Origin of the sequence: Bacillus sp. S71, assembly GCF_016625265.1 — a bacterium.
Classification (GTDB): domain Bacteria; phylum Bacillota; class Bacilli; order Bacillales; family Bacillaceae_G; genus Bacillus_A; species Bacillus_A cereus.
The window spans coordinates 227,744-251,440 of the sequence record NZ_JACVUW010000003.1 but is presented as its reverse complement, the minus strand read 5'-3'; the positions used below and the strand labels follow the sequence as shown (position 1 = coordinate 251,440).

Here is a 23,697-nt window from a genome sequence, read left to right as displayed (position 1 = left end):
ATGAAAAAATATGAGTCATTTTAATTGCATAATCGGATGAGTTTATGGAGTGGGATTAGGAGGAAGTTTATTTAAAAATGTAGAATCTCTACAGAGTTAGAGGGAGTGTATTAAAACTTGAACTGTGTAGGGAGGAAATTACTTTGAAACGAATTGACTTGTTATTAAACGTACTAGATTCAACATTCGACAAAGAGAGTTGGTATGCACCGTTTAAACATGCTATAGAAGGACTTACAGCTGAACAGGCTATGTGGAAACCAGCTGGAGAGACAACGAATACCATTTGGGAGAATGTTAATCATCTCACTTATTACAAAGAAAGACTTGCTGCAAACTTGGAAGGACGTGAATGGACACATAATCTTGACGGTAATGACACCTTTTATCTTACTAAGCAATCTAATAATGATACGGAATGGAAGGAAGTCGTTGAACGCTCTGAAAATGCTCAGCGTAATTTAAGACAGGTATTAAGTGCAATTTCTGAAAGAGAGCTTGAACAAAATTCACTTGAAGGTAAATTACTGGACATCATGCTTCATGATGCTTATCATACAGGCCAAATTATTCAATTAAGGAAAATGCAGGGGGCATGGCCATCAAAGCGTTAACAGAACCTTTTAGTTGGTGCTATTGTTGAATAAATTTTAGATATTCAAACGACTTTATTGTTATATTTTTAACCCCGTTCCAAATTTAGAACGGGGTTATGTTTAGTTTGTTATAAAGCCGCACCTTTCCCGCACTTCTCCTTAAACTGAAGCTCAAAAGTATCCGCCGTAATTTCATCAGCTTTCAGCAAAGCCCGTAATTTTGGATGAAGCAGCCATACGAGGGAAATAAATAAAATCCCGATGCTAGCAAGTGCGAAAATGAGTTGGCTACTATATACATTCGCAGTGTATCCGCCAATTAAAGAGCCGAGTGGCATAGCAATTGTGCCCATGCTTCGTGTGACTGAATTGATACGCCCAAGATATTGGTTTGGAATTACAATTTGACCAATAGTCGCAAATAATATGTTGGTCGCACCAATTGGTATCCAAGCTAAGCCGAATAAAAAAATGGATAGCCATTGAAACGGTACAACCGTTGAGAGAAACCAAAAGAAAGCGCCAGTCGCAAAGCTAATAATGGAGACACGGCCAACATTATGTTTACCAACCCATGAACTGAATAGTGCTCCAATTAAACAACCGGCTGATATAGCGGCTAAAAAGAACCCATATAATCTCACACCACCTAAAGAATCAGCGAAAGAAGGGAGTATGGCCATCGTCATACCGATTGAAAAATTAGCGACAACGGAACCGATTAAGAAGACGCCCATTAAGGAACGAAAGACGATTGAAAACCCTTCTTTTAAATCAGTGAAATATTGCTTAGTTGAAAGTACTGTGTTTGCTTCGGTTTGTTTTGGCATTTTCAATGAAACGAACAAAAGGGCAGTAATCGCAAATGTAAAAGAGTCGATCACATATAAAGTAATTGCGCCAAATAGTACTACTAATATTCCGGAAAGAGTCGTGCAAATTAAATCAATGCCTTGGTATGCAAATGAGAAAAGTGAATTTCCTTTTAATAATTGTGTTTTATGCAGTAGAAGTGGTAAAGCTTTTGACTGTGCGGGATAGGCGAATTGTTCGATAAAGGCTACGATGGGCATGATGATGAGTAGTAGTTGGACTGTCAATAGGTCGAAGTAGTGTGTAATAGGAATGATTAAAATAAGAATGCATTGCAAAACTTGTGTGATGACGAGGGTGTTTTTAATGGACCATCTATCAACGAATGGACCAGTAAGAAATTGTAGTGCAGAAGGTAATAACGTAAGGGAACCAGCCAATCCAGAATAAAAAGGATTACCACTTAATTTGTATACGAGCCACATCGCGGCTACATAATACAAACTATCTCCTATGTTGGTGAAAATTCTTCCTAAAAATAATAAGAGGAAATTCCGGTTTTTTAATATGTCCACTTTATCTACTCCTTTATAATAAATTTATTCGGTAAAATAAATTTGACCGTTTATGTAAAAAAAATCGTATTACGATTTTTCTTCTTTTTTAATAAATTGCTGCATTGTTCTCTCAGCGATTTGAAGTGCAGTAGTAGAAATATAATAAGGTTTACTATTCGGATCTTTATCTGCACCTTTTGTGATTTCGTTTAATTCAGCCATTAATTCATAAAACTTTTTCACCCACACTTGAAATTGTTCTGGCGTAGCATCAAATTCCCAGCAGGATGAAACGTAATTCCACTTAGCTGGATCTTCACTTGCATTTCGTAATGTAAAAGCTTCTTCTGGTGCAGCGAGAATTTGGCTTTTCGTTCTTTCTATCATTTGTAAAAAGATTTGGCGACCTGATTCGCTTAATATTTCTAAATGAGGTAATAGATCTGTAGCAGGGGTGAAGCCTTTAGCGACAGATTGATAAAACTTTTGAATAATCCCATTCTTTTCTTCTGTATAAACGATCTCTATAAGACCATTCTTTTCTAATTCTTTTAAATGATAATGAATTTTCGCCCTTGAAATGCCGAATTTCTCAGAGAGTAATTGTCCAGTATAAGGACGTTCGCATAGACGTATCATCATTTCGGCACGTAGTGGATCGCTTAATGCTTTTAGTTGGCTATAAGTAGTTAGTGTTAATACGGGCTTCAACATGATCAACTCCTTGAATTAAATTACTCGGTCAATATTATTTGACTGAATTGTATCAAGGATTCTATTTATTTTCAATACTTTCAGAAAATTTCTTTTTTTACTCTGTAATCTTCTGTTCATATTCCGTTCATATTTCTTTTTTATGATTAGTGCATAGAAAGAAAGAGGAAGGAGCGAGCGAAATGTTTTTAGCTCTGCGTGAATTGAAACAATCAAAATTAAGATACGGATTAATCGGACTTATCATGGTTTTATTATCATTTTTAGTCCTTGTTATTTCAGGATTAGCAAATGGATTATCATATGATAATGCTTCATCGATTCAAAATATGGAAGCAAATAAGTTCGTTTTAGCGGATGATGCGGAAAATAAATTACTTCGTTCACAAATTAAGAAAGACGATGTAGATAACGTAGTAAGTCAAGTAGGCGAGAAAGAGGCAGTTCCGTTTCGTGTGAAAGTTTCAACATATGAAAAGAAAGATAGTTCGAAAAAGGTTGATATCGCTATTTTCTCAAGCGAACGAGATTCATTTTTAGAACCGAACATTGTAAAAGGTGAGAAATTAGGTACAGCAAACAACGAGATGGTTGCTGATGAATCGATTAATGAGAAGGGAATCGATATTGGAGATACAATTATCGATCCTGTTTCAAAGAAAGAATTTACAATCGTCGGATTTACGAAAGATCAAATGTTTAGCCATACACCAGTCGTTTATGTAAATGAAGACGTATGGGGCGCTATTTCACAACCAAACCAAAAAGATTATAGTGCAATCGCACTTAATACAGATAAAGAAGTAAAAAATGCACACGTAATTGACAAAAAAGAAGTGCTGCAAAGTATTCCAGGATTTAAAGAAGAGCAAGGAACGTTAACGATGATTATTGCGTTCTTACTTGTAATCGCTGCATTACTAATTGGTGTATTCTTCTACGTTATTACACTGCAAAAAACACAGCAATTAGGTGTATTAAAAGCAATTGGTACGAAGAACTCGTATTTAGCAAATAGCTTAGTCGTGCAAGCGTTATTCTTATCAGTCGTTGCGATGGTAATCAGTATCGTTCTTGTACAAGGATTAGAACAAATTTTACCAGCAGGTATGCCGTTCTTATTAACAACACCGATGATTGCACAATATGGAGCAATCTTTATCGTAATTAGTATTTTAGGAACACTTATTTCGTTATACCAAGTATTAAAAGTTGATGCGCTAGAAGCAATTGGAGGCGGGATGTAATGACTTCATTATTAAAATTAGACAAAGTAAGTAAAGTGTACGGAGAAGGGAATACGGAAGTAACAGCCCTTCATCCGATGTCGCTTGATGTGAAAGCTGGAGAATTTATCGGAATCGTTGGTCCTTCTGGATCAGGGAAAAGTACGTTATTATCGATCGCGGGTGCTTTATTATCACCGTCAAAAGGAGATATTTACATTCGTGAGCAAAATATTACACAGTTATCGGAAAAGGAAATGACAGACATTCGTTTGAAAAAAATCGGTTTCATCTTCCAGTTTGCAAACCTTGTTCCATATTTAAATGTGAAAGAACAATTGCTTTATATTGCAAAGCTAAAAAAGGAAAGTAAACAAGAATCCGAAAAGCGTGCAGATCATTTATTAGCGGCATTTGGATTAGGAGAAAGAAAAAATCATTATCCAAATCAACTATCTGGTGGGGAAAAACAAAGGGTAGCAATCGCTCGTGCGTTCATGAACAACCCAGATTTAATATTAGCGGATGAGCCAACGGCAAGCTTAGACTCAAAACGCGCACGTGAAGTTGTTGAAATGATGAAACGTGAAGTGAAAGAGAGCCAAAAAGCAGCAATTATGATTACACATGATGAAAGAATGCTTGATGTATGTGATCGTATATTGACGCTGAGAGATGGGAAATTGGTATGATGAAAAAAGAACTCTTACAATTGTAAGAGTTCTTTTTTTTGTTTTTTCAAGCATTAACAAGAGGAAGAGGGGGGTATACTTTGTGGGAAACGGAAAAGATTTTCGGGGTCATATTTTGCTTTTACTTTCCGCAGCTTATCAAAGTTTGCTCCGTAATATTCTTGTCCGAAATTTTCGATGTTTTGATCTGGAACATTAACATAAGAACCAGTTACATACGGCTTTATTAATTGACGAACTCTTTCAACTGATGCTAGATTGGCAGCTTCTTCAGACTTGTCTTTCCAGCTAGCAGTCCATTCTGTATAAAATAACGGGCTACGCCAAAAGAACGCTGTTTTACTGCTAGGTACTTTACTAATAGCACCTCCCCAATTAATAAAAAAGAAATTAGCTTCTGTTCCAGTAGCTTCTTCTAAAAATCGTTTCATAATGGAAATAGGTTCTTCCGGCCAAAGGTTAAGTGCCCAGGCAGAAGAGAATTTCACACTTTGATCAGATCGACCAGGGATTGGCTCATCTGGATCTAAGAAATCGATAGCGGCTGGGTAAGGTAATTCTTCTATAACAATTTGTGTTGGAGTTCCAGCATTTGTTAAAGGTTCTAATAGTTTGATGAGTTCACTTTTGGAACCTAAAAAAATACCTTCTGCATGGCAAAGTCCATTTATTTTGCTGTAAATTTCAAGAAGGCAGCCCAATCGTGAGTCTACAAAAGGTGCCCATTCTTGCCAAACTTTGAAAACAGTTTCTAACTGATCCCATGGCCAAATGATATTAAAGACTGTGGCAGTATTAGGGGCACGATGAAGCTTCAATGTATATTCAGTGTTGTATCCGAAGTTTCCACCACCACCACCTCTAGAAGCCCATAATAAATCTTTATTGCAACATTGATCTGCTTGAATGATTCGGCCTGTCGCATCTACTGTTTCTAAAGCAATAAGGTTATCACTTATTAGACCGATTGTTCGTGAGACTACTCCAAAACCACCGCCCATTGTAATGCCACCGATTCCAACTGTAGGACTATCTCCAAACGGTGACATAAAACCTTCTCTAGCTAGTCCCTTTACAAGTGGCCCGACGTGAATTCCAGTTTGAACGGTTGCGATACCATTCTTTTTATCTAAACTTACTTTGTTCATATCACTTACATCGATAACGATGCCGCTATTTACTACAGAAAGGTTTTTATCCAGTGCATGTCGACCACTTCTAACACGTAACGGAACATGATTTTCGCGAGCCCATTTAATGGCGTTACTAACATCATATGAATTTTGTGCAAAAACAAAGACGAGGGGGAAGACATCAACGTAAGGATTCCAATTCTTAATAGCTTCTAAATAACCGGGATCTCCTTTGTAAATTACTCGTCCTGTAAGTTTTGTTGAACCCATGTATTTCACTCCTTATCAATATTTATAGATGTCGTTCTAATGTAGCAATGGAACATGGTCATGTAGTAATTAGAAGAATAAGAACTTTATGAGAGGGGGATGAAAATATCATGTAGGTACGAGTAGAGGTTAAATATATGGTGATTTAGATGATTTGGAAAATTTTATTGCTACACAAGTTCTATTAGTAGTGTATGAATTAAGAGTTAGTATTGTTAAAGAATTGTACACTTTCCTATTAGTATGACTTAGGGGAATGACAGTTTTTCAGTTTTGTTAAAGTATAAGGAACTAATCTAAGTTTGAAATTTGATAATTATATTTATTTTTGAGGTATTATCATAATGAAAAAGTGAAAGGTTGAGCTCTGCAACAAATGATATGTGGATAGAAATAGAATCTAACTGTAGAGGGATAACTAGTTTGTAAACGTACTTATATTTGGTCTCTTCCTTAAGAAGCCTATGCATAGGCTTCTTAGAGAAGGGACAGTAGATTATATAATCAAAATGATAGCTGTTTTATAAATACTTTTTAATTTTATTACGAGTAAGTAATAAAACACCGCCTAATACAGATAGCATTCCTAGAGCCATATTGTTTGATTGCTCGCTACCAGCGTTAGGAAGTTCTTTAGCGTTATTGTTTTTAGTACCATTATCTGCTTGCGTTTGTTTAGACTGTGATACTTCATTAATCTTGTTATCAACATTTTGCTTCGTTGTATGTAACTCAGCTAATTTGTCGTCAATTTTTTTCTCAGTATGCTTAAAGTCGTTGATTTTAATATCTAAGTCTTGTTTTTTCTTTGTTAAATCGTCTGAAACAGTTTGTTTCGATTGTTTAATTTCGTTAATTTTATTTAGTAAATCTTCTCTAGCCTTTTGTAATTCAGCTAGTTTGTTTTTTACATCTTGTTTAGCTAGTTCTAAGTTAGCGGAAAGACTGTCTAAATTGCCTTTAATTTTCTTAAGTTCCTCTAACGTGTTACCAGTATTCGGCTTGTTTTCTTTTAGTTCAGCGAGTTTGTCTTCAGCAGTTTGTTTCGCTTTCTTTAACTCAGCTAATTTTTCATCTACTTGTTTTTTTACTTCCTTAAGTTTATTAACCTTTTGATCAATGTTCTCTTTATGTTGCTTCATTTCATTCACTTTTTCATCGACAGTTTGTTTATGTTCTTTAATCTCATTCACTTTGTTATCGATATTTTGTTTATGCTCTTTTACTTCAGCAACTTTATCTTCTACTTGTTTTTTATGCTCTTTAATTTCAGCGATTTTATCTTCGGCGATTTGTTTGTCTTGCTGAAGTTTTGCATCTAACTCTTGTTTATGTTGTTTAATCTCGTTAATTTTTTCATCAGCAACTTGTTTACGTTCATGTAGTTCATTCACCTTAGTATCAACATTTTCCTTAACTTTGTTAAGTTCATTTAATGTTTGATCCACGTTTTCTTTGTGTTGCTGTAATTTCGCATCTAACTCTTGTTTATGTTGCTTAATTTCAGCTAATCGATCTCCCGTACTTTGCTGAGGAGTAGCATCATTTACTTCCGCATGAGCAGAGTTCGCGCCAGCAATCATTGCTAAAGCTAGTGTAGACGCAGCAATTGTTTGTTTTGTTTTCATATTTTTGTACCTCTTTTCTTTCATATGCATGAGCTGTTTTGTGTAAAATTGAGCATATAGAAGTAGATTCTTCCATCATTATATACCATCTGCGCCGTCTAGAGGAAGTATTTGCATAATAATCTATGATTATGTAATTTTTATAGTCTCTTATTTTGGAGTAGGGGAGAACTCTTTAGCAAGATGGACAATTTTTAATATAGTAGAGTTTACATCCTTACTGTTACGAATAACAAACAAATAATCAGCTTCATTTTCTATAGGATCTACTACGTCTTCATGTAGTGATTCAACTTGTTGGCGGTGGAGGACTTCTTTGAAACTGGAATAGTTTCCCCTAAAAATATTTGTACTTCGTTTACTAAGGGCCACTCTTTCATAAAGTACATCATCTGGGATGTCAAAGTGAACTAATACGCGTATATATTCCTCCTTCTTAAACAATTCATTTAGCAAATACATTCGTCCGTTTAGGCTTCTATTTGAGTTACAAATAATAAGGTGTAAATTTGTATGTTCTTTCGCATAATCAACAATGAATTTTGAAAGACTGTGCTTTAGTGTATTTGATCCTTCTGTCGGCTGTAATTTTTCATAATGTGTGTTAATAAATTCAGATTGGTTGTCTTGGTCCATAATAAAAGAATTAGGTAACTCTTTTTCTAGCTCTTTTGCAAATGTAGTTTTTCCACTGTGTGTTTTTCCTACTGTAATGATGACTAATCTTTTCATGACGCCCTCCATTTGTATTGTTATGAACTGGAATATTCGGTGTAGATCGAAATCTTCCTGCTAGAGATTACACAAATTGTTGGAGCGTAGTAGGCTGAAAACTTGACAAAAAAACTTATTTATGCTATAATTTACCGATATAAAAATAAGGTGTATAATAGGGTTCTCCTGGCCAGGGGAACCCTATTTTTGTTGTGAACATGAAGGAGAGTGTATGTGCGTGAAACAAGGTGAAGCAAGTGTAACGTCGTTAGTATCAGCTTTCGGAAGGGCGTATCATAGTGAATTTGATAATCCTAAAATCTTTGATGATTATGTAGCTAAAGATTTCATTTCACAAAAAGAACGTAACAATATTGAAACGAACATGGTTCAAGGGATTCACTTTTTCAATAAAGAAATTGCAGAGCAGTTTCAAGACAATCCAAAAGAAATATTAAAATGGATTACGCAAGTTCAGTTATCACCAACACCTTTAGCACGTGCTGCATATTGTGAAAGAGTATTACTACATGAAATTACATTAGGAGCGAAACAATACGTCGTACTCGGTGCAGGCTTAGATACGTTCAGTTTTAGACACCGAGAATTAGAAAATAAAATAGAAATATTTGAAGTGGATCATCCTTCTACGCAGGTGTTTAAGAAGGAAAGAATAAAAGAAACAGAACTTGAAGTTCCAAAAAACCTTCATTTTGTTTCAATGGATTTTACGAAAGGATTTTCCTATGAACAGTTACGCAATGAAGGGTTTGAACATAAAAAGACTTTCTTTAGCCTTTTAGGTGTTACGTACTATTTAACGAAAGAGGAACTTGCTAGTTTATTAGAATGTTTATTCGAGATGGTTCTGGCAGGTAGTTCTATTGTTTTTGATTATCCTGATGAAAACTTGTTTACAGAAAAGGGACTGTCCAATCGAGTTGAAAATATGGTGAAAATGGCTGCGGTAGGCGGAGAACCGATGAAATCATGTTATTCTTATGCTGAAATGGAAGCACTGTTAGAGAAGGCGGGCTTACTCATTTATGAGCATTTATCACCAGAGGATATTGATGTATTATATTTTGAAGGACGAAACGATTATTTAGAAGCTTTTGAGACAGTGCATTATGTACATGCGGTGAAAAGGTAGGAAATTAGTAGGCATAGGGAGGAATCTCTGTGTCTTTTTTTATAAAAAAGGAAATGAGCTGTAGTGGTGGGAAATATATTTATATAATATGTATGAATTGATTTTTTGTAGAAACTAAAGGAAAGGGGAAATAGAAGATGTTGAAATTACAAGGGAAATACAATGAAGCGAAAGTGTTTACTACGAATGTAGAAAAAACTGCAGCAGGTCAAATTATTGATCTTTGTAACCAAGAATTCGTAAAGGATAGCAAGATTCGTATTATGCCAGATACACATGCGGGTGCAGGTTGTACGATTGGGACAACAATGACAATTCAAGATAAGATTGTTCCTAATTTAGTCGGGGTTAACTAATCGGCTCAGACTTTAAACTACTCACTCAATTGACTGGGAACCCTAACGATAAAAGGCGAGGGCAATCAGCAGCCAGTGGTTATGGTGACATAATCGAATGGTTCAGAGACTTGTACCATGTTAGCAGACTAAGGTACAGAATTATTCCTCATCCATTTTGAATTGAAGAGGAATAATTAATACGGTGAGCCTACAGTAGAGCCTGCATATCTCGATGACTGTAGAGAAGGTATAGTCCACTCTTTCAGGAAACTGAGAGGTAAGTACGATATTGGTTGTGGCATGGAAGTTGTTATGATTAATAAGAAAAAAGAGGAAATCAACTTCGATCACTTAGACGAAACGATACGTAAATTTGTCCCAAGTGGTTTTCGTATTCGAGATAAGGAACATAGATTTTCAAAAATGATTGATTTTGATAGTGTAAGAGCCCCGTTTACATTGCAACGTGCTCAAAAAAGTATTGGTACACTTGGCGGGGGCAATCATTTTGTCGAACTGAATGAGGATGATAAAGGAAATGTATACATTGTCATTCATAGTGGTTCGCGTAATTTAGGGAAACAAGTAGCAGAGTATTATCAAAACTTTGCTTACGAGCAACTTATAAACGTTAAATCTATTAAAGAAGAAATTATTGAGCGTTTAACGAAAGAAGGTAGACAACAAGAAATACATGAAGCTTTACGTGAAATTAAGAAACCGGTGATTCGCAAAGAATTAGCTTATTTAGAAGGACAAGGATTTAAAGATTACATGAATGATATGAAAATTGCTCAAAAATATGCGGAGTTAAATCGTAAAGCAATGATTGATGAAATCGTCACTAAAATGGATTGGAAAGTAACCGATCAATTCACTACAATTCATAACTACATCGATATGGAAAATATGATTCTACGAAAAGGTGCCATTTCAGCTCAGAAAGATGAACGAGTAATCATTCCAATTAATATGAGAGACGGTTCTATCATTGCATTTGGTAAAGGGAATCCAGATTGGAACTTTTCTGGCCCTCATGGAGCAGGACGTATTATGAGCCGTAAGAAGGCGAAAGAAGTACTTAACTTAGAGGATTTTCAAAATACAATGACAGAGGTTTGGACTACATCTGTTTCAGAAAGTACTTTAGATGAAGCACCAATGGTATATAAGCCAATGGATGAGATTGTTGAGAATACAAAGGACACAATTGATATTAAACATATTATTAAGCCGATTTATAATTTTAAGGCTAATTAAAAGAGGAGTAACGTTTATTAAATGAAGAGAACTTGAAAAGAGAGCGTATTTTGTGGCGGTTATATAACAAAGATTAAAAAGACAACATATCAAACGAAGAGATTCATCATATTCATTTACATTTATGTAATGTTAAAGACTAGAAAGCTAGATTGGCGCGAATTACTAATTGTGGAGTGTGAAAAAAAGACAAAATCTCTTAAAAAACACTTAATTTTTTATTCCATTAATCTTTACAATCGCCCCCTATAATGTGAATTGGACAAGCACCTAAGAGAAAGCAGAACATGTCAGTTTGTACATTCTATTATTAGGGGGAGAATTTGTATGAAAAAGACAGTTGCTTCGTTAGCAGTTATGGCGGCATTATTACCGACGTTTTCAGTGCATGCGGAAGGGAAAGAGCAAGCCCGAAAATCAGCTACAACTTTTAATGTTATTAGTGATATTCAAGGTGATTTAGGGGATTTTGATCATGTGCTAAAAGATATGAACAAAGTGACGCCACTTTCTAGAGCGCTTATTATGAATGGGGATATAACGCCGACTGGACAACAGTCACAATATGATGATGTAAAGCGTGTGTTAAATAAAAATAAGCATCCAGAAAATGTATGGTCTACTGTTGGGAATCATGAGTTTTATGCTGGTAAATGGACAGCGGATGGGAAACTCTCTCAAAGTACATGGCCAAATGGTGTAACGGAAGAAACACTATTTGGTCGCTACTTACAATTTAGTGGACAAGAAAAGGTATATCATAAAAAAGAATTAGATGGCTATCCACTTTTATTTTTAGGAACTGAAAAATATATGAAATACCACGATTCAAAAATGTGGGACGAAGTATATATGAGTGATGAGCAATTAGGTTGGTTAAAACAAAATTTAGAAGAGTACAGTCAAAAAGATAAAAATAAGCCAATCTTTATTTTCTCTCATCACGTTTTACCTGATACAGTATCTGGATCAAGACAATCACCATATTTACAAGATTATTTAAACGTGGATAAATTGTATGATATATTAAAAGACTATCCGCAGGTTGTTTTCTTCACGAGTCATACACATTGGGATTTAAACTTACCTGACTGGGCTGGTAAAAAGAAAATTACAGGCGGAGATGAAAAAGGTTTCACTGTTGTAAATACGGGCGGGATTGAAACAGGCTGGATGTCAGCAGGACCAAATGGAGGAGAGAAAACTGCTCCAGATGGCTATTCATTTAAACAAGGGTTACAAGTGAAAGCATATGGTAACGATGTAATTGTGACAGCTTACGATTACAAACGTGATAAGGATATAAAGAAGTTATTAATTAGTGATTCAAAAATTGCGCAGATGGCACCAAATGTAACGGCAGATGATCGTAAAAATATAATTGTCGGTGCAAATGAATATATGGAGTATTCTATAGAAGGAACGAATGAGTGGCATACGTATAGTCAAGCAAATCCTCCGAAATTTGATGGAGATAAAACTGTATACGTACGTAATAAAGGTGAAATGAATTTAGAGCCGGGATTAACGCAGTTACTTCGTTTTTCGGTAAATAAGTGATTGGAGGGAGTCTGCATTTGAATGTGTGGGCTCTTTTTTTGTTGATGAGAAAGGGGTTGCCTGTCTGTCGTTTTTTGTCGATAGATCGATATATTAAGAAAATCGTTGATATACTGCAAGTTACGATCGATATATTTGAAAAATCGTTGATATATTGTAAGTAATGAACGATATATTTAAAAAATCGTTGATATAAATTTCATGTACCGTAATTAAGTTAAAATCATTAATACGGTTTTACTTATCAAAATGAAATTCTAATACATTTTTAACCGAGAAAGGTGACTTCACCATTTTTACATGTAATAATAGTAACGTTACATATATTGCGAAAGAAGTACAAAAGGAGCGTTACAATGAATTTAGCTAAATTACCGAGAAAAAAATATACAGAATCATATACACCAATTGAAAAGTTAAACAATTTTTCTGAAGCACTTGGTGGCCCGACTATTTATTTTAAACGAGATGATTTACTTGGTTTAACAGCCGGTGGTAATAAGACGAGAAAGTTAGAATTTTTAGTTGCGGATGCACAGGAAAAGGGTGCAGATACGTTAATTACAGCTGGTGGTATTCAGTCAAATCATTGCCGCCTGACACTTGCTGCTGCGGTAAAAGAAAAAATGAAATGTATTCTTGTATTAGAGGAAGGGCTTGAGCCAGAAGAGAAGAGAGACTTTAACGGAAACTATTTCTTATATCACTTATTAGGTGCTGAAAACGTCATTGTTGTACCGAACGGAGCAGACCTGATGGAAGAGATGAATAAAGTAGCGAAAGAAGTAAGTGAAAAAGGTAGTACACCATATGTAATTCCAGTTGGTGGATCAAACCCTACGGGCGCAATGGGATACGTTGCTTGTGCGCAAGAAATTATGGCGCAATCATTTGAGCAAGGAATTGATTTCAGTTCAGTTGTTTGTGTAAGTGGTAGCGGCGGTATGCATGCTGGTTTAATTACTGGTTTTTCTGGAACACAAAGCCATATTCCTGTAATCGGGATTAATGTAAGTAGAGGAAAAGCTGAGCAAGAAGAGAAAGTAGCAAAACTTGTAGATGAAACTTCAGCACACGTTGGTATTCCAAACTTTATCTCGCGCGACGCTGTTACGTGCTTTGATGAATATGTAGGACCAGGCTATGCGTTACCAACGCCGGAAATGGTAGAGGCAGTTCAGTTACTTGCGAAAACAGAAGGTATTTTACTTGATCCAGTGTATACAGGTAAGGCAGTAGCGGGATTAATCGACTTAATTAGAAAAGGTAAATTTAATAAGGAAGACAATATTTTATTCGTACATTCAGGTGGTTCACCAGCTTTATATGCGAATACTTCTTTATTTGCATAAGTGTAAAAAGCATTGGGGATCCAATGCTTTTTTTGTTATATACTGGAATTACCGAGAGGTAGGAGGATGATATGAATTCAAATTTAAAATGGATTATATATACGGTACTTGGCATTTCTATTCTATTAATCTTATTTGTGGCTTATGGGGTGTATTCTTATTTTACATTTTAAAAGCGTAATGGAAGTGAACTATTATATACACTAAAGGCGGAGAGCGCTATGCAAATTAGAAATTTGTATTTAGTCTTCAGCGTGATTTGTTTATTTGTGGTAACCAGCTGTTCAAATAATATAGGAAATCATAATCAAACAATCGAAGTGCAAAAACATGCTGGTGATAATCATTATGAGGATTTGAAGGTAATTACAGACAAGAATAAAGTATTGCAAGTAAAGAAAATATTAAATGATACTAACTTTGAAAATAAAAAGGTGGAAATGTCTCGTTCAGCTGATTATCAGTTTGTTTTACAGTTTAAAAATCCGAAAATAGAAGCGAAAGCTGTTTTATATCAAATGTGGATTAGTCCTAATAAGGATAAAGTAGAAATAATGGCGGGGGATAATCAGTACGCTCAATTAGCAGAGAAAGACGCAGCTGCTTTTATGAAGATTGTTACTGGTGAGAAGTTAGCTGAATAAAAGTATATGGTAGATTTTGCTCTCTAATTCCCCGCTTATTTTTCGCTTTGAGGGATAATTAGTGAGAAATATCGAATGAGAAGTAATCGTGAAATAGTAAAGAATATATTCACTGCTAAAAGAAGAGTTGTTTAAAAAACTCTCCGCATCGTTATGTAATGTTAATAAGAAGAAGTAGAAGGTAGAAGGTAGAAGTAAATCTAAATAAAACCCAAAAGGGATAAATAGGAAAATGTAGAATCTTTATATATAAGATGTTCTGAATTTTTAGATATAAGGTAGAGTGGAGGAAGAAAGATGATTCAATTTCCTATGGAAGATGCTGAACAATTTTTTAGATCCTATAGTATTGGTAGGTTTACAGTTAGTGAAGATGAAGGGAAATTAATTTTTAGTACAAACTTAAATGGTCATTCTAATTTATGGGCGATGGATTTACCCAATTTATCCCCTTATCCCTTAACATATTGTAATCAATCAAGCAATTTTATTAAAATGGATTCTTTAAATCGATTTATTTTAGCTGGATTTGATAAAGATGGGGATGAAAATTATCATATTTATGTATTAAAACCAGAGGGTGGTGGATTGCTTGAATTGATTCCAGCAGGAGAGACAGAAAAGGATTACTTTGTGCATTTAACAGAGGATGGGGAACGATTATACTATGTCACAAGTAAAGATAACCCAATGTTCTTAAACTCTCGTTGTTATAATATACGCACAAAAGAAGATACGCTGTTGTTAACTGGTGTGGAGACACCTACATATGTAGAGGCAGTAAGTCCGAATGAATCAAGTTACATTGTTTTAAAGTCATATAGTAATACATATAATGTAGGATATGTAAAAAAAGGAGAAGAACTTATTTGTTTAGTACCTTCCAGTGAGAAAGAACATACTGTAGGCTCCATTTCTTATATTGATGAAAATACAGTGATTTTCGTTACAAATTATGAAGAAGAGTTTTCCTATGTAGCTTCTTTTGATTTAAATAAACAGGAATTCAAACCAATCTGTAAAATAGAGAAGGAAGATATATCCGATATAAAATGGCATGCTGAAACAAAAAATGGCTACATTGTTTCGTCGAAAGGTGTTACAGATAGGTTATATAAATTTGTATGGGATAAAAAAGAGTTAATTCTATTGAATTCTCCGGTAGATACGATAAGTCAAATTGAAATTACAAAATCGGAAAATTTATATTTACTAGGTGAAAGTGCGACGAAAACAGCAAACATCTATTACAAGAAGAATAGAGATACAGAATGGGCAGCATTAACAAAAAACTATGTTATTGGTCTATCTGAATCTTCTTTTGTTGAACCGGATGTTATAACATATGCCTCTTTTGATGGGTTAAACATAGAAGCATTATTATTCCGGGCGAAAGGAGAAGTACAAAACGGATATACAATATTTTGGCCTCATGGTGGTCCACAAAGTGCTGAGACGAAAGATTTCAGAGCATTATTTCAATATTTATTAAGGCAGGGATATAATATTTTTGCGCCAAACTTTAGAGGTAGTACAAGATATGGTTCAACGTTTACAAAAATGATTGAAGGTGATTGGGGAGAAGCACCGCGTTTAGATTGTGTAGCAGGGATCGAATGGTTATTTGAACAGGGGATATCAACTCCTGATAAATTATTTGTTATGGGCGGTAGTTATGGAGGATATATGACCTTATTGCTTCACGGGCGTCATTCAGAGTATTTCCGTGCAGCCATTGACATTTTTGGACCTAGCAATTTATTTAGTTTTATCGAATCTATGCCTGAAAATTGGAAACCGCTCGCAGTTAATTTAATAGGTGATATTAATAATGATAAAGATAAGCTTATACAAGATTCACCAATTACTTACTTAAATCAAATGAATAAACCACTCCTTATCATCCAAGGGGCAAATGATCCACGAGTTGTAAAGGAAGAATCGGATCAAATTTTTCAAGCGTTGCAAGAACAAGGAGTAGATGTAGAATACCTAGTATTAGACGATGAAGGGCATGGATTTTCAAAAAAAGAAAATGAAATATATGTATATTGTCGCATAACAGAATTTTTAGCAAAGCATAAGTAAAAGAAATGGCATTTTACGGGTTATGATCATATCGCTATCAGGCTAAAAATGCAGAGAAATGACAATGAAATTATTGAATAAATAAGAATGAAACAACTTAATCGTTACGTAACAAAAACGCTATTCTTTCCCTAGAATCATAGGAAAGGATAGCGTTTTTGTTGTGAACTTATTGATTTTGTATGAACTGGAAATGTTGTCTAAAGAGTTGCAACAGATTTTTTTATAAATTGAAAGACAAGGAGACGAACTTGGAGGGAGTATTGGAAGCACACAATGAATATATTGAGGAGTGCATGTTTGAAAACATTAAATCAATGGAAAATGAAATGTTTTGTTAGAATGTCTGAGCTGCGGACCAATTCTTCTTTTAATTAACTAAAAGAAGAATTTCCCCATCCCGATTAGACTACTAATCATTCCTATTCCATTCATGGTGCCTTTTCCTGCTGTAAGTAAGTTTCCAAGCATTCCTGGCTGACCGTTACCTCCGTTATTTCCCCATCCCATTGGGGCCCACGGACTACCCCATCCTGGAGGGTTTCCAAAAACACCCGAGTTATTGGTATTGAAATGAAAAGGCTTAGTTGGCGGCGATAGTAAAGCGGCAAGATGCCCTTGTGCGAACATCCCTGTATGATTGAATGGTTGGGCCCAGGGGAAGGAAGGTTTTTGAAAATTAAAACCTGCATGACCTGGTAGTGGAGTCCAATTATCGGGATGTCCTTGGGGCATTATCCCTGCATAATTGATTGGCTGCCCCCAAGAGAAGGGAGGGGGTTGGGGACTGAACCCCGTATAATTGGCTGGTGAATCCCAACTAACTGGATAGACTCGGTAACTCCAATTCTCAGGAAGCTTCAAATCATTCATTACCTCAGATTTAGTTATTTCGGGCTGTGAATATAATGAAATTTGGTTAGTATATTGTTCCCCGTTTCCCTTTGAATTCAAATACCAATATTGGTCCATACGCTTATTCTCCTCACTTTAAAAATGTAATGTTAGACTTAGCCTATGTAATATTCCTTTTTATGGATGGTTACATAACTAGATCTACAAGCCTGTATTTAAAGGAATGGGTGCGTGGTCTTTTTGATTTTTCTCGCTGCCCGTAAAATACCCATTGATTTAAAGTTTCACTTTATTTTAGAAGGGGATTTTCAGTTGCTTATTTTGTGTATTTCAGCCTAATTTAAATTCCGTTAACAAACGTTTTTATAAAGGTTTCATCAACAAAAAGATTTTAAAATGGTATGTTGAGCAAGTGGAATTGCTAAAAAGAGAATATCCATTCGAAGAGTTTGGCAAAATACTGCAAGGGTAATGTTTTCTTGTGCAAATATGTAAACGATTTAAACGAATCAATGAAATTTATAATGAAGGGGCAATTAAATATATGAGTGAAACATTACATAAAAGAAAACCACCATATTTAATGCTTGTAATCCTTTTTATTGGGGCATTTGTTTCATTTCTAAATAACTCCCTTTTAAATGTAGCCTTGCCATCAATAATGAAAGATTTAAACATTCAAGATTATTCAACGATCCAGTGGCTTTCTACAGGGTATATGCTTGTAAGTGGTATATTAATTCCGGCATCAGCATTTTTAATAACGCGTTTTTCAAATAGGAGCCTATTTATTACATCTATGGTGATTTTTATTCTTGGTACTGCCTTAGCGGCTGTAGCACCGAACTTTGGTTTATTACTTACTGGGCGGATGGTTCAAGCGGCAGGCTCTTCAGTTATGGGACCTTTGTTAATGAATATTATGCTAGTAAGCTTTCCAAGAGAAAAAAGGGGAACAGCAATGGGGATTTTTGGACTAGTTATGATTACAGCTCCAGCAATTGGGCCAACACTATCAGGTTATATTGTAGAGTATTATGACTGGCGTTTGCTGTTTGAAATGATTTTACCGTTAGCAATCATTAGCTTACTGTTAGGGATTTGGAAATCTGAGAATGTCATGAAACAAAACAAAAATGCAAAACTTGATTATCTCTCATTACTATTATCTTCTGTCGGTTTTGGCGGTTTGTTATATGGATTCAGTTCTGCAAGCTCCGATGGTTGGACAAATAAATTTGTCTTAACAACCTTAATCATAGGCGCTATTGCCCTAATTGCTTTCATTATTCGTCAATTAAAAATGGATGAGCCGTTATTGGATTTACGTGTTTACAAGTACCCAATGTTTGCACTTGCGTCTGTAATTGCAATTGTTAACGCGGTAGCCATGTTTTCGGGTATGATTTTAACACCAGCTTATGTACAAAACGTCCGTGGCATTTCTCCGCTGAGCTCTGGACTGATGATGCTTCCAGGTGCGGTTATAATGGGGATTATGTCACCAATTACAGGTAAACTATTTGATAAATATGGTCCTCGGATTCTTGGCATAGTGGGGCTTTCCATTACAGCTGTTTCAACTTATATGTTGGCAAGTCTGCAAATTGACTCTAGTCACACACATATTATTCTTATCTACACACTGCGGATGTTTGGGATGGCGATGGTTATGATGCCACTTATGACAAATGGTCTTAATCAATTGCCAACTCGCTTAAATCCGCACGGTACAGCTGTTAATAATACGGCTCAACAAGTGTCCGGTTCGATTGGTACTGCTATTCTTGTTACGATTATGAACTCTGTAACAAAAACAAAAGCTGAAAGTTTAATGTCTCATATAGATCCAACAACCTTTACAGAAACTACGAAGGCAATAGTAACTCAGAAGGCTTTATTATCTGGAATTCAATATTCGTTTTATGTAGCGCTTGGCATGAATGTTGTTGCACTACTATTAGTTTTTTTCGTTAAACGTGTAGATACAAGTGCGGAAGCTGTCGAGAAGCTAAATCGGTAGAGAAAAATAAAACGCTTGATAATGATTCCTACAAGTTTTTTGCTGCTAAGGCGCCGGTATTTAAAGCTGGAAAAGAACTAAAAGAAGCAGGGAAATAATTATATAGTAAAAGAGGACCTGATGTTCATATCAGGTCCTCTTTCATTAGTAACACGGTATACTTGCTTATCGTATTGGTTTAACTAAACTACTGATTTTTCGAATACTACAATCTTAAGCTCGTCAACTTTTCTATTTTGGGGTGTTTTAGAAGAAAATAAATCAAAATAATCGTTTTTATAAACAAATACAAGAGATGAGATCCGTTTGCAATTTCTCATAAACATTACAAGTCTAGATTATCTTTTAACATCAACATTAAAAGGCTCCAATTATATTTATTCGCTTCATTTTAATTTAGTATTTTTCTACAAGTTATAAATTTAATTGCCAAGCTTATACGCAATATCATAATCATGAATAGTTAGGGAAAAGATAAAATAAGGTAATCAATTACATATCTTTATCCCAGGCGATTAGTTGCTATTTCTTCTTTATTAAATGGGATATGTTATCCCGAATTAACGGGCAGTAAGACCCCCACCTCAAAATTTAGCGGAAGCAAAGAAGTTAGGTGGGGGACCAACTGCCCGTAAAAGCACGATTGGTTCAACTAATAATCAGTGGGAGATGAACAAAACCCCCACTGATTAAAGTTTCACTTTATTTCATGCTTTTTTGAAAGGGTGTTTTAAATGGAAAAAAAAGTATCTGCCATTCCTCAGCCGAAAACATATGGACCGCTGGGTAATCTCCCATTAATCGATAAAGATAAACCGACCCTATCCTTTATCAAGATAGCGGAAGAGTATGGTCCCATTTTTCAAATTCAAACTTTAAGTGATACCATCATTGTCGTTTCTGGACATGAATTGGTAGCAGAAGTTTGTGATGAAACACGGTTCGATAAAAGTATAGAGGGTGCTTTAGCAAAAGTTCGTGCCTTTGCTGGGGACGGATTATTTACTAGCGAGACTCACGAGCCTAACTGGAAAAAAGCTCATAATATTTTGATGCCTACATTTAGCCAACGGGCAATGAAAGATTACCATGCCATGATGGTCGATATTGCTGTACAACTCGTTCAAAAATGGGCACGACTTAATCCGAATGAAAACGTAGATGTTCCGGAGGATATGACTCGTCTTACGTTAGATACAATTGGTCTATGTGGTTTTAATTACCGATTCAATAGCTTTTATCGTGAGACCCCTCATCCTTTTATTACTAGCATGACCCGTGCTCTAGATGAAGCGATGCACCAATTACAGAGGCTGGATATAGAAGATAAACTCATGTGGAGAACGAAACGTCAATTTCAGCATGATATTCAATCTATGTTTTCTTTAGTAGATAATATTATTGCTGAACGTAAAAGTAATGGGAATCAGGAAGAAAATGATTTACTTTCCCGTATGTTAAATGTGCCAGATCCGGAAACTGGTGAAAAATTAGATGATGAAAATATTCGTTTCCAAATTATTACCTTTTTAATAGCTGGACATGAGACAACAAGTGGATTGTTATCTTTTGCAATTTATTTTTTATTAAAGAATCCGGATAAGTTGAAAAAAGCCTATGAAGAAGTAGACCGTGTTTTGACAGATCCTACTCCAACATACCAACAAGTTATGAAACTGAAGTATATACGGATGATTTTAAATGAATCGCTACGTCTATGGCCTACCGCTCCAGCATTCAGTCTCTATGCAAAAGAAGATACAGTGATTGGCGGGAAATACCCAATTAAGAAAGGAGAAGATCGTATTTCTGTTCTTATTCCACAGCTACATAGGGATAAAGATGCATGGGGAGACAATGTGGAAGAATTCCAACCTGAACGATTTGAAGAGCTGGATAAGGTTCCTCATCATGCTTATAAGCCATTTGGAAATGGCCAGAGAGCATGTATCGGTATGCAATTTGCACTTCATGAAGCCACTCTTGTAATGGGAATGCTTCTTCAACATTTTGAATTAATCGATTATCAAAACTATCAGCTGGACGTAAAACAAACATTAACGCTAAAGCCCGGTGATTTTAAGATTAGGATTCTACCCCGAAAACAAACTATTAGTCATCCTACTGTTCTTACACCTACAGAGGACAAGCTGAAAAACGATGAAATTAAGCAGCACGTTCAGAAGCCACCTTCTATTATTGGGGCCGATAATCTTTCACTTCTTGTTCTGTACGGCTCGGATACAGGTGTAGCAGAAGGTATTGCAAGAGAATTAGCAGATACAGCTAGTTTAGAAGGAGTTCGAACGGAAGTGGTAGCTCTTAACGATCGGATTGGAAGTTTGCCAAAAGAAGGAGCGGTTCTTATTGTAACTTCTTCTTATAATGGAAAACCGCCAAGTAATGCAGGACAGTTTGTGCAATGGTTGGAGGAACTAAAACCGGATGAGCTAAAAGGTGTTCAATACGCAGTTTTTGGTTGTGGAGATCATAATTGGGCTAGTACCTATCAACGGATTCCAAGATACATTGATGAGCAGATGGCTCAAAAAGGAGCAACAAGATTTTCTAAACGCGGAGAAGCAGATGCAAGTGGTGATTTCGAGGAACAGCTTGAGCAATGGAAACAAAACATGTGGTCTGATGCGATGAAGGCATTTGGATTGGAGCTCAACAAAAATATAGAAAAAGAGCGCAGTACTTTGAGTCTGCAATTTGTTAGTCGTCTTGGAGGATCTCCTCTTGCACGAACATATGAAGCAGTTTATGCATCTATACTAGAAAATCGTGAACTCCAATCACCCAGCAGTGATAGAAGTACACGACATATCGAGGTATCTTTGCCAGAAGGCGCTACATATAAAGAAGGAGACCACCTTGGAGTGTTGCCAGTTAATAGCGAGAAAAATATCAACCGAATTTTAAAACGTTTTGGATTAAATGGGAAGGATCAAGTTATACTGAGTGCAAGTGGACGAAGTATAAATCACATACCTTTAGACAGTCCTGTTAGTTTATTGGACCTTCTTAGTTATAGTGTTGAAGTTCAAGAAGCTGCCACTCGAGCACAAATACGAGAAATGGTAACATTCACAGCATGTCCTCCTCATAAAAAAGAATTGGAAGCATTATTAGAAGAAGGAGTTTACCATGAACAAATACTAAAGAAACGGATTTCAATGTTGGACCTTCTTGAAAAGTATGAGGCTTGTGAAATCCGATTTGAACGCTTTTTAGAACTTCTTCCTGCGCTCAAACCGCGTTACTATTCTATTTCAAGCTCTCCACTCGTTGCACACAATCGTCTGAGCATTACGGTCGGTGTTGTTAATGCGCCTGCATGGAGTGGGGAAGGGACATATGAAGGAGTCGCTTCTAATTACTTAGCTCAGCGTCATAATAAAGATGAGATTATCTGTTTCATTCGAACGCCACAATCAAACTTTGAATTACCTAAAGATCCAGAAACACCAATTATTATGGTTGGGCCAGGTACTGGAATTGCACCATTCCGTGGATTCTTGCAAGCGCGTCGTGTTCAAAAGCAAAAAGGTATTAACTTAGGACAAGCGCATCTATATTTTGGTTGTCGTCATCCTGAAAAAGATTATCTCTATCGTACAGAATTAGAAAATGATGAAAGAGATGGATTAATCTCTTTACACACAGCTTTTTCTCGTCTAGAGGGACATCCAAAAACATATGTACAGCATTTAATAAAACAAGATAGAATCAATTTAATTTCGTTATTAGATAATGGAGCTCATCTTTATATATGTGGTGATGGAAGTAAAATGGCTCCAGATGTAGAAGATACCCTTTGTCAAGCATATCAAGAAATTCATGAAGTCAGTGAACAAGAAGCAAGAAATTGGTTGGATCGTGTGCAAGATGAAGGGCGATATGGAAAAGATGTTTGGGCTGGTATATGAATGTTTCTTAATTAGTTACGTATTAACTAATAAATTTCACTTTATTAGTATAGTGTATCTAGATGAATAATGATTAACCGGACTATTTAGTATCTACTAAATAAAAAACAGGACCTGATATTCATCTATCAGGTCCTGTTTCACATAGA

Annotated in this window: 18 protein-coding genes; 12 read left to right on the top strand and 6 right to left on the bottom strand. The window is 35.6% G+C overall.

Translation table 11 applies throughout. The features are described from left to right. Positions 1–143: 143 nt before the first annotated feature. The gene (locus IBT51_RS08185; protein ID WP_000821001.1) at positions 144–614 is read left to right on the top strand and encodes a DinB family protein; all 471 of its coding nucleotides are present in this window, start codon (positions 144–146) and stop codon (positions 612–614) included. Positions 615–724: 110 nt separating this feature from the next. Here IBT51_RS08185 and IBT51_RS08180 read toward each other — a convergent pair whose 3' ends face one another. Together IBT51_RS08180 and IBT51_RS08175 are read right to left on the bottom strand one after the other, a co-directional pair. After that, a complete protein-coding gene (locus IBT51_RS08180; protein WP_200458159.1) occupies positions 725–1,984 on the bottom strand; it encodes an MFS transporter in 1,260 nt (419 codons plus the stop codon). Positions 1,985–2,053: 69 nt separating this feature from the next. Continuing rightward, positions 2,054–2,677 (bottom strand): ArsR/SmtB family transcription factor, encoded by a 624-nt coding sequence (locus IBT51_RS08175; protein ID WP_053565487.1) that lies wholly within the window; start codon positions 2,675–2,677, stop codon positions 2,054–2,056. A 185-nt stretch (positions 2,678–2,862) separates the two neighbouring features. Between IBT51_RS08175 and IBT51_RS08170 the strand changes: the two genes are divergently transcribed. Both IBT51_RS08170 and IBT51_RS08165 read left to right on the top strand, forming a co-directional pair. Next, the gene (locus IBT51_RS08170) at positions 2,863–3,927 is read left to right on the top strand and encodes an ABC transporter permease (RefSeq protein ID WP_200458160.1); all 1,065 of its coding nucleotides are present in this window, start codon (positions 2,863–2,865) and stop codon (positions 3,925–3,927) included. After that, positions 3,927–4,598 (top strand): ABC transporter ATP-binding protein, encoded by a 672-nt coding sequence (locus IBT51_RS08165; protein ID WP_029442791.1) that lies wholly within the window; start codon positions 3,927–3,929, stop codon positions 4,596–4,598. Before IBT51_RS08170 ends, IBT51_RS08165 begins: the two co-directional genes overlap by 1 nt. Before the next feature lie 53 nt (positions 4,599–4,651). On the opposite strand, the gene IBT51_RS08160 is transcribed toward IBT51_RS08165, so the two are convergent. From IBT51_RS08160 to IBT51_RS08150, 3 genes are all read right to left on the bottom strand, one after another. Continuing rightward, on the bottom strand, positions 4,652–6,001 hold the full coding sequence (locus tag IBT51_RS08160) for an FAD-binding oxidoreductase (RefSeq protein WP_000535922.1): 1,350 nt from the start codon (positions 5,999–6,001) through the stop codon (positions 4,652–4,654). Between the two features lie 521 nt (positions 6,002–6,522). After that, the gene (locus IBT51_RS08155; RefSeq protein WP_200458161.1) at positions 6,523–7,629 is read right to left on the bottom strand and encodes an LPXTG cell wall anchor domain-containing protein; all 1,107 of its coding nucleotides are present in this window, start codon (positions 7,627–7,629) and stop codon (positions 6,523–6,525) included. 150 nt (positions 7,630–7,779) lie between these two features. Beyond that, on the bottom strand, positions 7,780–8,361 hold the full coding sequence (locus IBT51_RS08150) for an ATP-binding protein (protein ID WP_200458162.1): 582 nt from the start codon (positions 8,359–8,361) through the stop codon (positions 7,780–7,782). Between the two features lie 214 nt (positions 8,362–8,575). Between IBT51_RS08150 and IBT51_RS08145 the strand changes: the two genes are divergently transcribed. The 7 genes from IBT51_RS08145 (at position 8,576) to IBT51_RS08115 (ending at position 16,738) form a co-directional block, all read left to right on the top strand. Further along, positions 8,576–9,496 (top strand): class I SAM-dependent methyltransferase, encoded by a 921-nt coding sequence (locus tag IBT51_RS08145; protein ID WP_200458163.1) that lies wholly within the window; start codon positions 8,576–8,578, stop codon positions 9,494–9,496. Between the two features lie 137 nt (positions 9,497–9,633). Continuing rightward, positions 9,634–9,852, top strand: a complete 219-nt coding sequence (locus tag IBT51_RS08140; RefSeq protein ID WP_000916240.1) for an RtcB family protein — start codon at positions 9,634–9,636, stop codon at positions 9,850–9,852. 282 nt (positions 9,853–10,134) lie between these two features. Next, the gene (locus tag IBT51_RS08135) at positions 10,135–11,094 is read left to right on the top strand and encodes an RtcB family protein (protein ID WP_088022885.1); all 960 of its coding nucleotides are present in this window, start codon (positions 10,135–10,137) and stop codon (positions 11,092–11,094) included. A gap of 327 nt (positions 11,095–11,421) precedes the next feature. Next, positions 11,422–12,654, top strand: coding sequence for a DUF4073 domain-containing protein (locus IBT51_RS08130; protein WP_200458164.1), 1,233 nt, complete (start codon positions 11,422–11,424; stop codon positions 12,652–12,654). 356 nt (positions 12,655–13,010) lie between these two features. Beyond that, entirely contained in the window at positions 13,011–14,006 is a 996-nt protein-coding gene (gene cuyA / locus IBT51_RS08125; RefSeq protein ID WP_200458165.1) for a D-cysteate sulfo-lyase, read from the top strand. Between the two features lie 221 nt (positions 14,007–14,227). Continuing rightward, positions 14,228–14,650: a YhfM domain-containing protein gene (locus tag IBT51_RS08120; protein ID WP_200458166.1), complete on the top strand. Its 423-nt coding sequence runs from the start codon at positions 14,228–14,230 to the stop codon at positions 14,648–14,650. A gap of 297 nt (positions 14,651–14,947) precedes the next feature. Beyond that, entirely contained in the window at positions 14,948–16,738 is a 1,791-nt protein-coding gene (locus IBT51_RS08115; RefSeq protein ID WP_200458167.1) for a S9 family peptidase, read from the top strand. Between the two features lie 378 nt (positions 16,739–17,116). On the opposite strand, the gene IBT51_RS08110 is transcribed toward IBT51_RS08115, so the two are convergent. Then, complete coding sequence (locus tag IBT51_RS08110; RefSeq protein WP_053564007.1) at positions 17,117–17,710, bottom strand: hypothetical protein; 594 nt, start codon at positions 17,708–17,710, stop codon at positions 17,117–17,119. Between the two features lie 427 nt (positions 17,711–18,137). Between IBT51_RS08110 and IBT51_RS08105 the strand changes: the two genes are divergently transcribed. Beyond that, positions 18,138–19,616: a DHA2 family efflux MFS transporter permease subunit gene (locus tag IBT51_RS08105; RefSeq protein WP_000005108.1), complete on the top strand. Its 1,479-nt coding sequence runs from the start codon at positions 18,138–18,140 to the stop codon at positions 19,614–19,616. A 734-nt stretch (positions 19,617–20,350) separates the two neighbouring features. Next, positions 20,351–23,548 (top strand): bifunctional P-450/NADPH--P450 reductase, encoded by a 3,198-nt coding sequence (gene cypD, locus IBT51_RS08100; RefSeq protein ID WP_078401018.1) that lies wholly within the window; start codon positions 20,351–20,353, stop codon positions 23,546–23,548. The last annotated feature ends 149 nt before the right edge of the window (positions 23,549–23,697 follow it).

Excerpts from the sequence above, each read along its gene's own strand:
- IBT51_RS08115 (WP_200458167.1), top strand. The coding sequence starts at position 14,948 with ATGATTCAATTTCCTATGGAAGATGCTGAACAATTTTTTAGATCCTAT.
- IBT51_RS08160 (WP_000535922.1), bottom strand. The coding sequence starts at position 6,001 with ATGGGTTCAACAAAACTTACAGGACGAGTAATTTACAAAGGAGATCCC.
- cypD (WP_078401018.1), top strand. The coding sequence starts at position 20,351 with ATGGAAAAAAAAGTATCTGCCATTCCTCAGCCGAAAACATATGGACCG.
- IBT51_RS08155 (WP_200458161.1), bottom strand. The coding sequence starts at position 7,629 with ATGAAAACAAAACAAACAATTGCTGCGTCTACACTAGCTTTAGCAATG.
- IBT51_RS08170 (WP_200458160.1), top strand. The coding sequence starts at position 2,863 with ATGTTTTTAGCTCTGCGTGAATTGAAACAATCAAAATTAAGATACGGA.
- IBT51_RS08120 (WP_200458166.1), top strand. The coding sequence starts at position 14,228 with ATGCAAATTAGAAATTTGTATTTAGTCTTCAGCGTGATTTGTTTATTT.
- IBT51_RS08130 (WP_200458164.1), top strand. The coding sequence starts at position 11,422 with ATGAAAAAGACAGTTGCTTCGTTAGCAGTTATGGCGGCATTATTACCG.
- IBT51_RS08110 (WP_053564007.1), bottom strand. The coding sequence starts at position 17,710 with ATGGACCAATATTGGTATTTGAATTCAAAGGGAAACGGGGAACAATAT.
- IBT51_RS08135 (WP_088022885.1), top strand. The coding sequence starts at position 10,135 with ATGGAAGTTGTTATGATTAATAAGAAAAAAGAGGAAATCAACTTCGAT.
- IBT51_RS08150 (WP_200458162.1), bottom strand. The coding sequence starts at position 8,361 with ATGAAAAGATTAGTCATCATTACAGTAGGAAAAACACACAGTGGAAAA.
- IBT51_RS08140 (WP_000916240.1), top strand. The coding sequence starts at position 9,634 with ATGTTGAAATTACAAGGGAAATACAATGAAGCGAAAGTGTTTACTACG.
- IBT51_RS08165 (WP_029442791.1), top strand. The coding sequence starts at position 3,927 with ATGACTTCATTATTAAAATTAGACAAAGTAAGTAAAGTGTACGGAGAA.
- IBT51_RS08145 (WP_200458163.1), top strand. The coding sequence starts at position 8,576 with ATGTGCGTGAAACAAGGTGAAGCAAGTGTAACGTCGTTAGTATCAGCT.
- cuyA (WP_200458165.1), top strand. The coding sequence starts at position 13,011 with ATGAATTTAGCTAAATTACCGAGAAAAAAATATACAGAATCATATACA.
- IBT51_RS08105 (WP_000005108.1), top strand. The coding sequence starts at position 18,138 with ATGAGTGAAACATTACATAAAAGAAAACCACCATATTTAATGCTTGTA.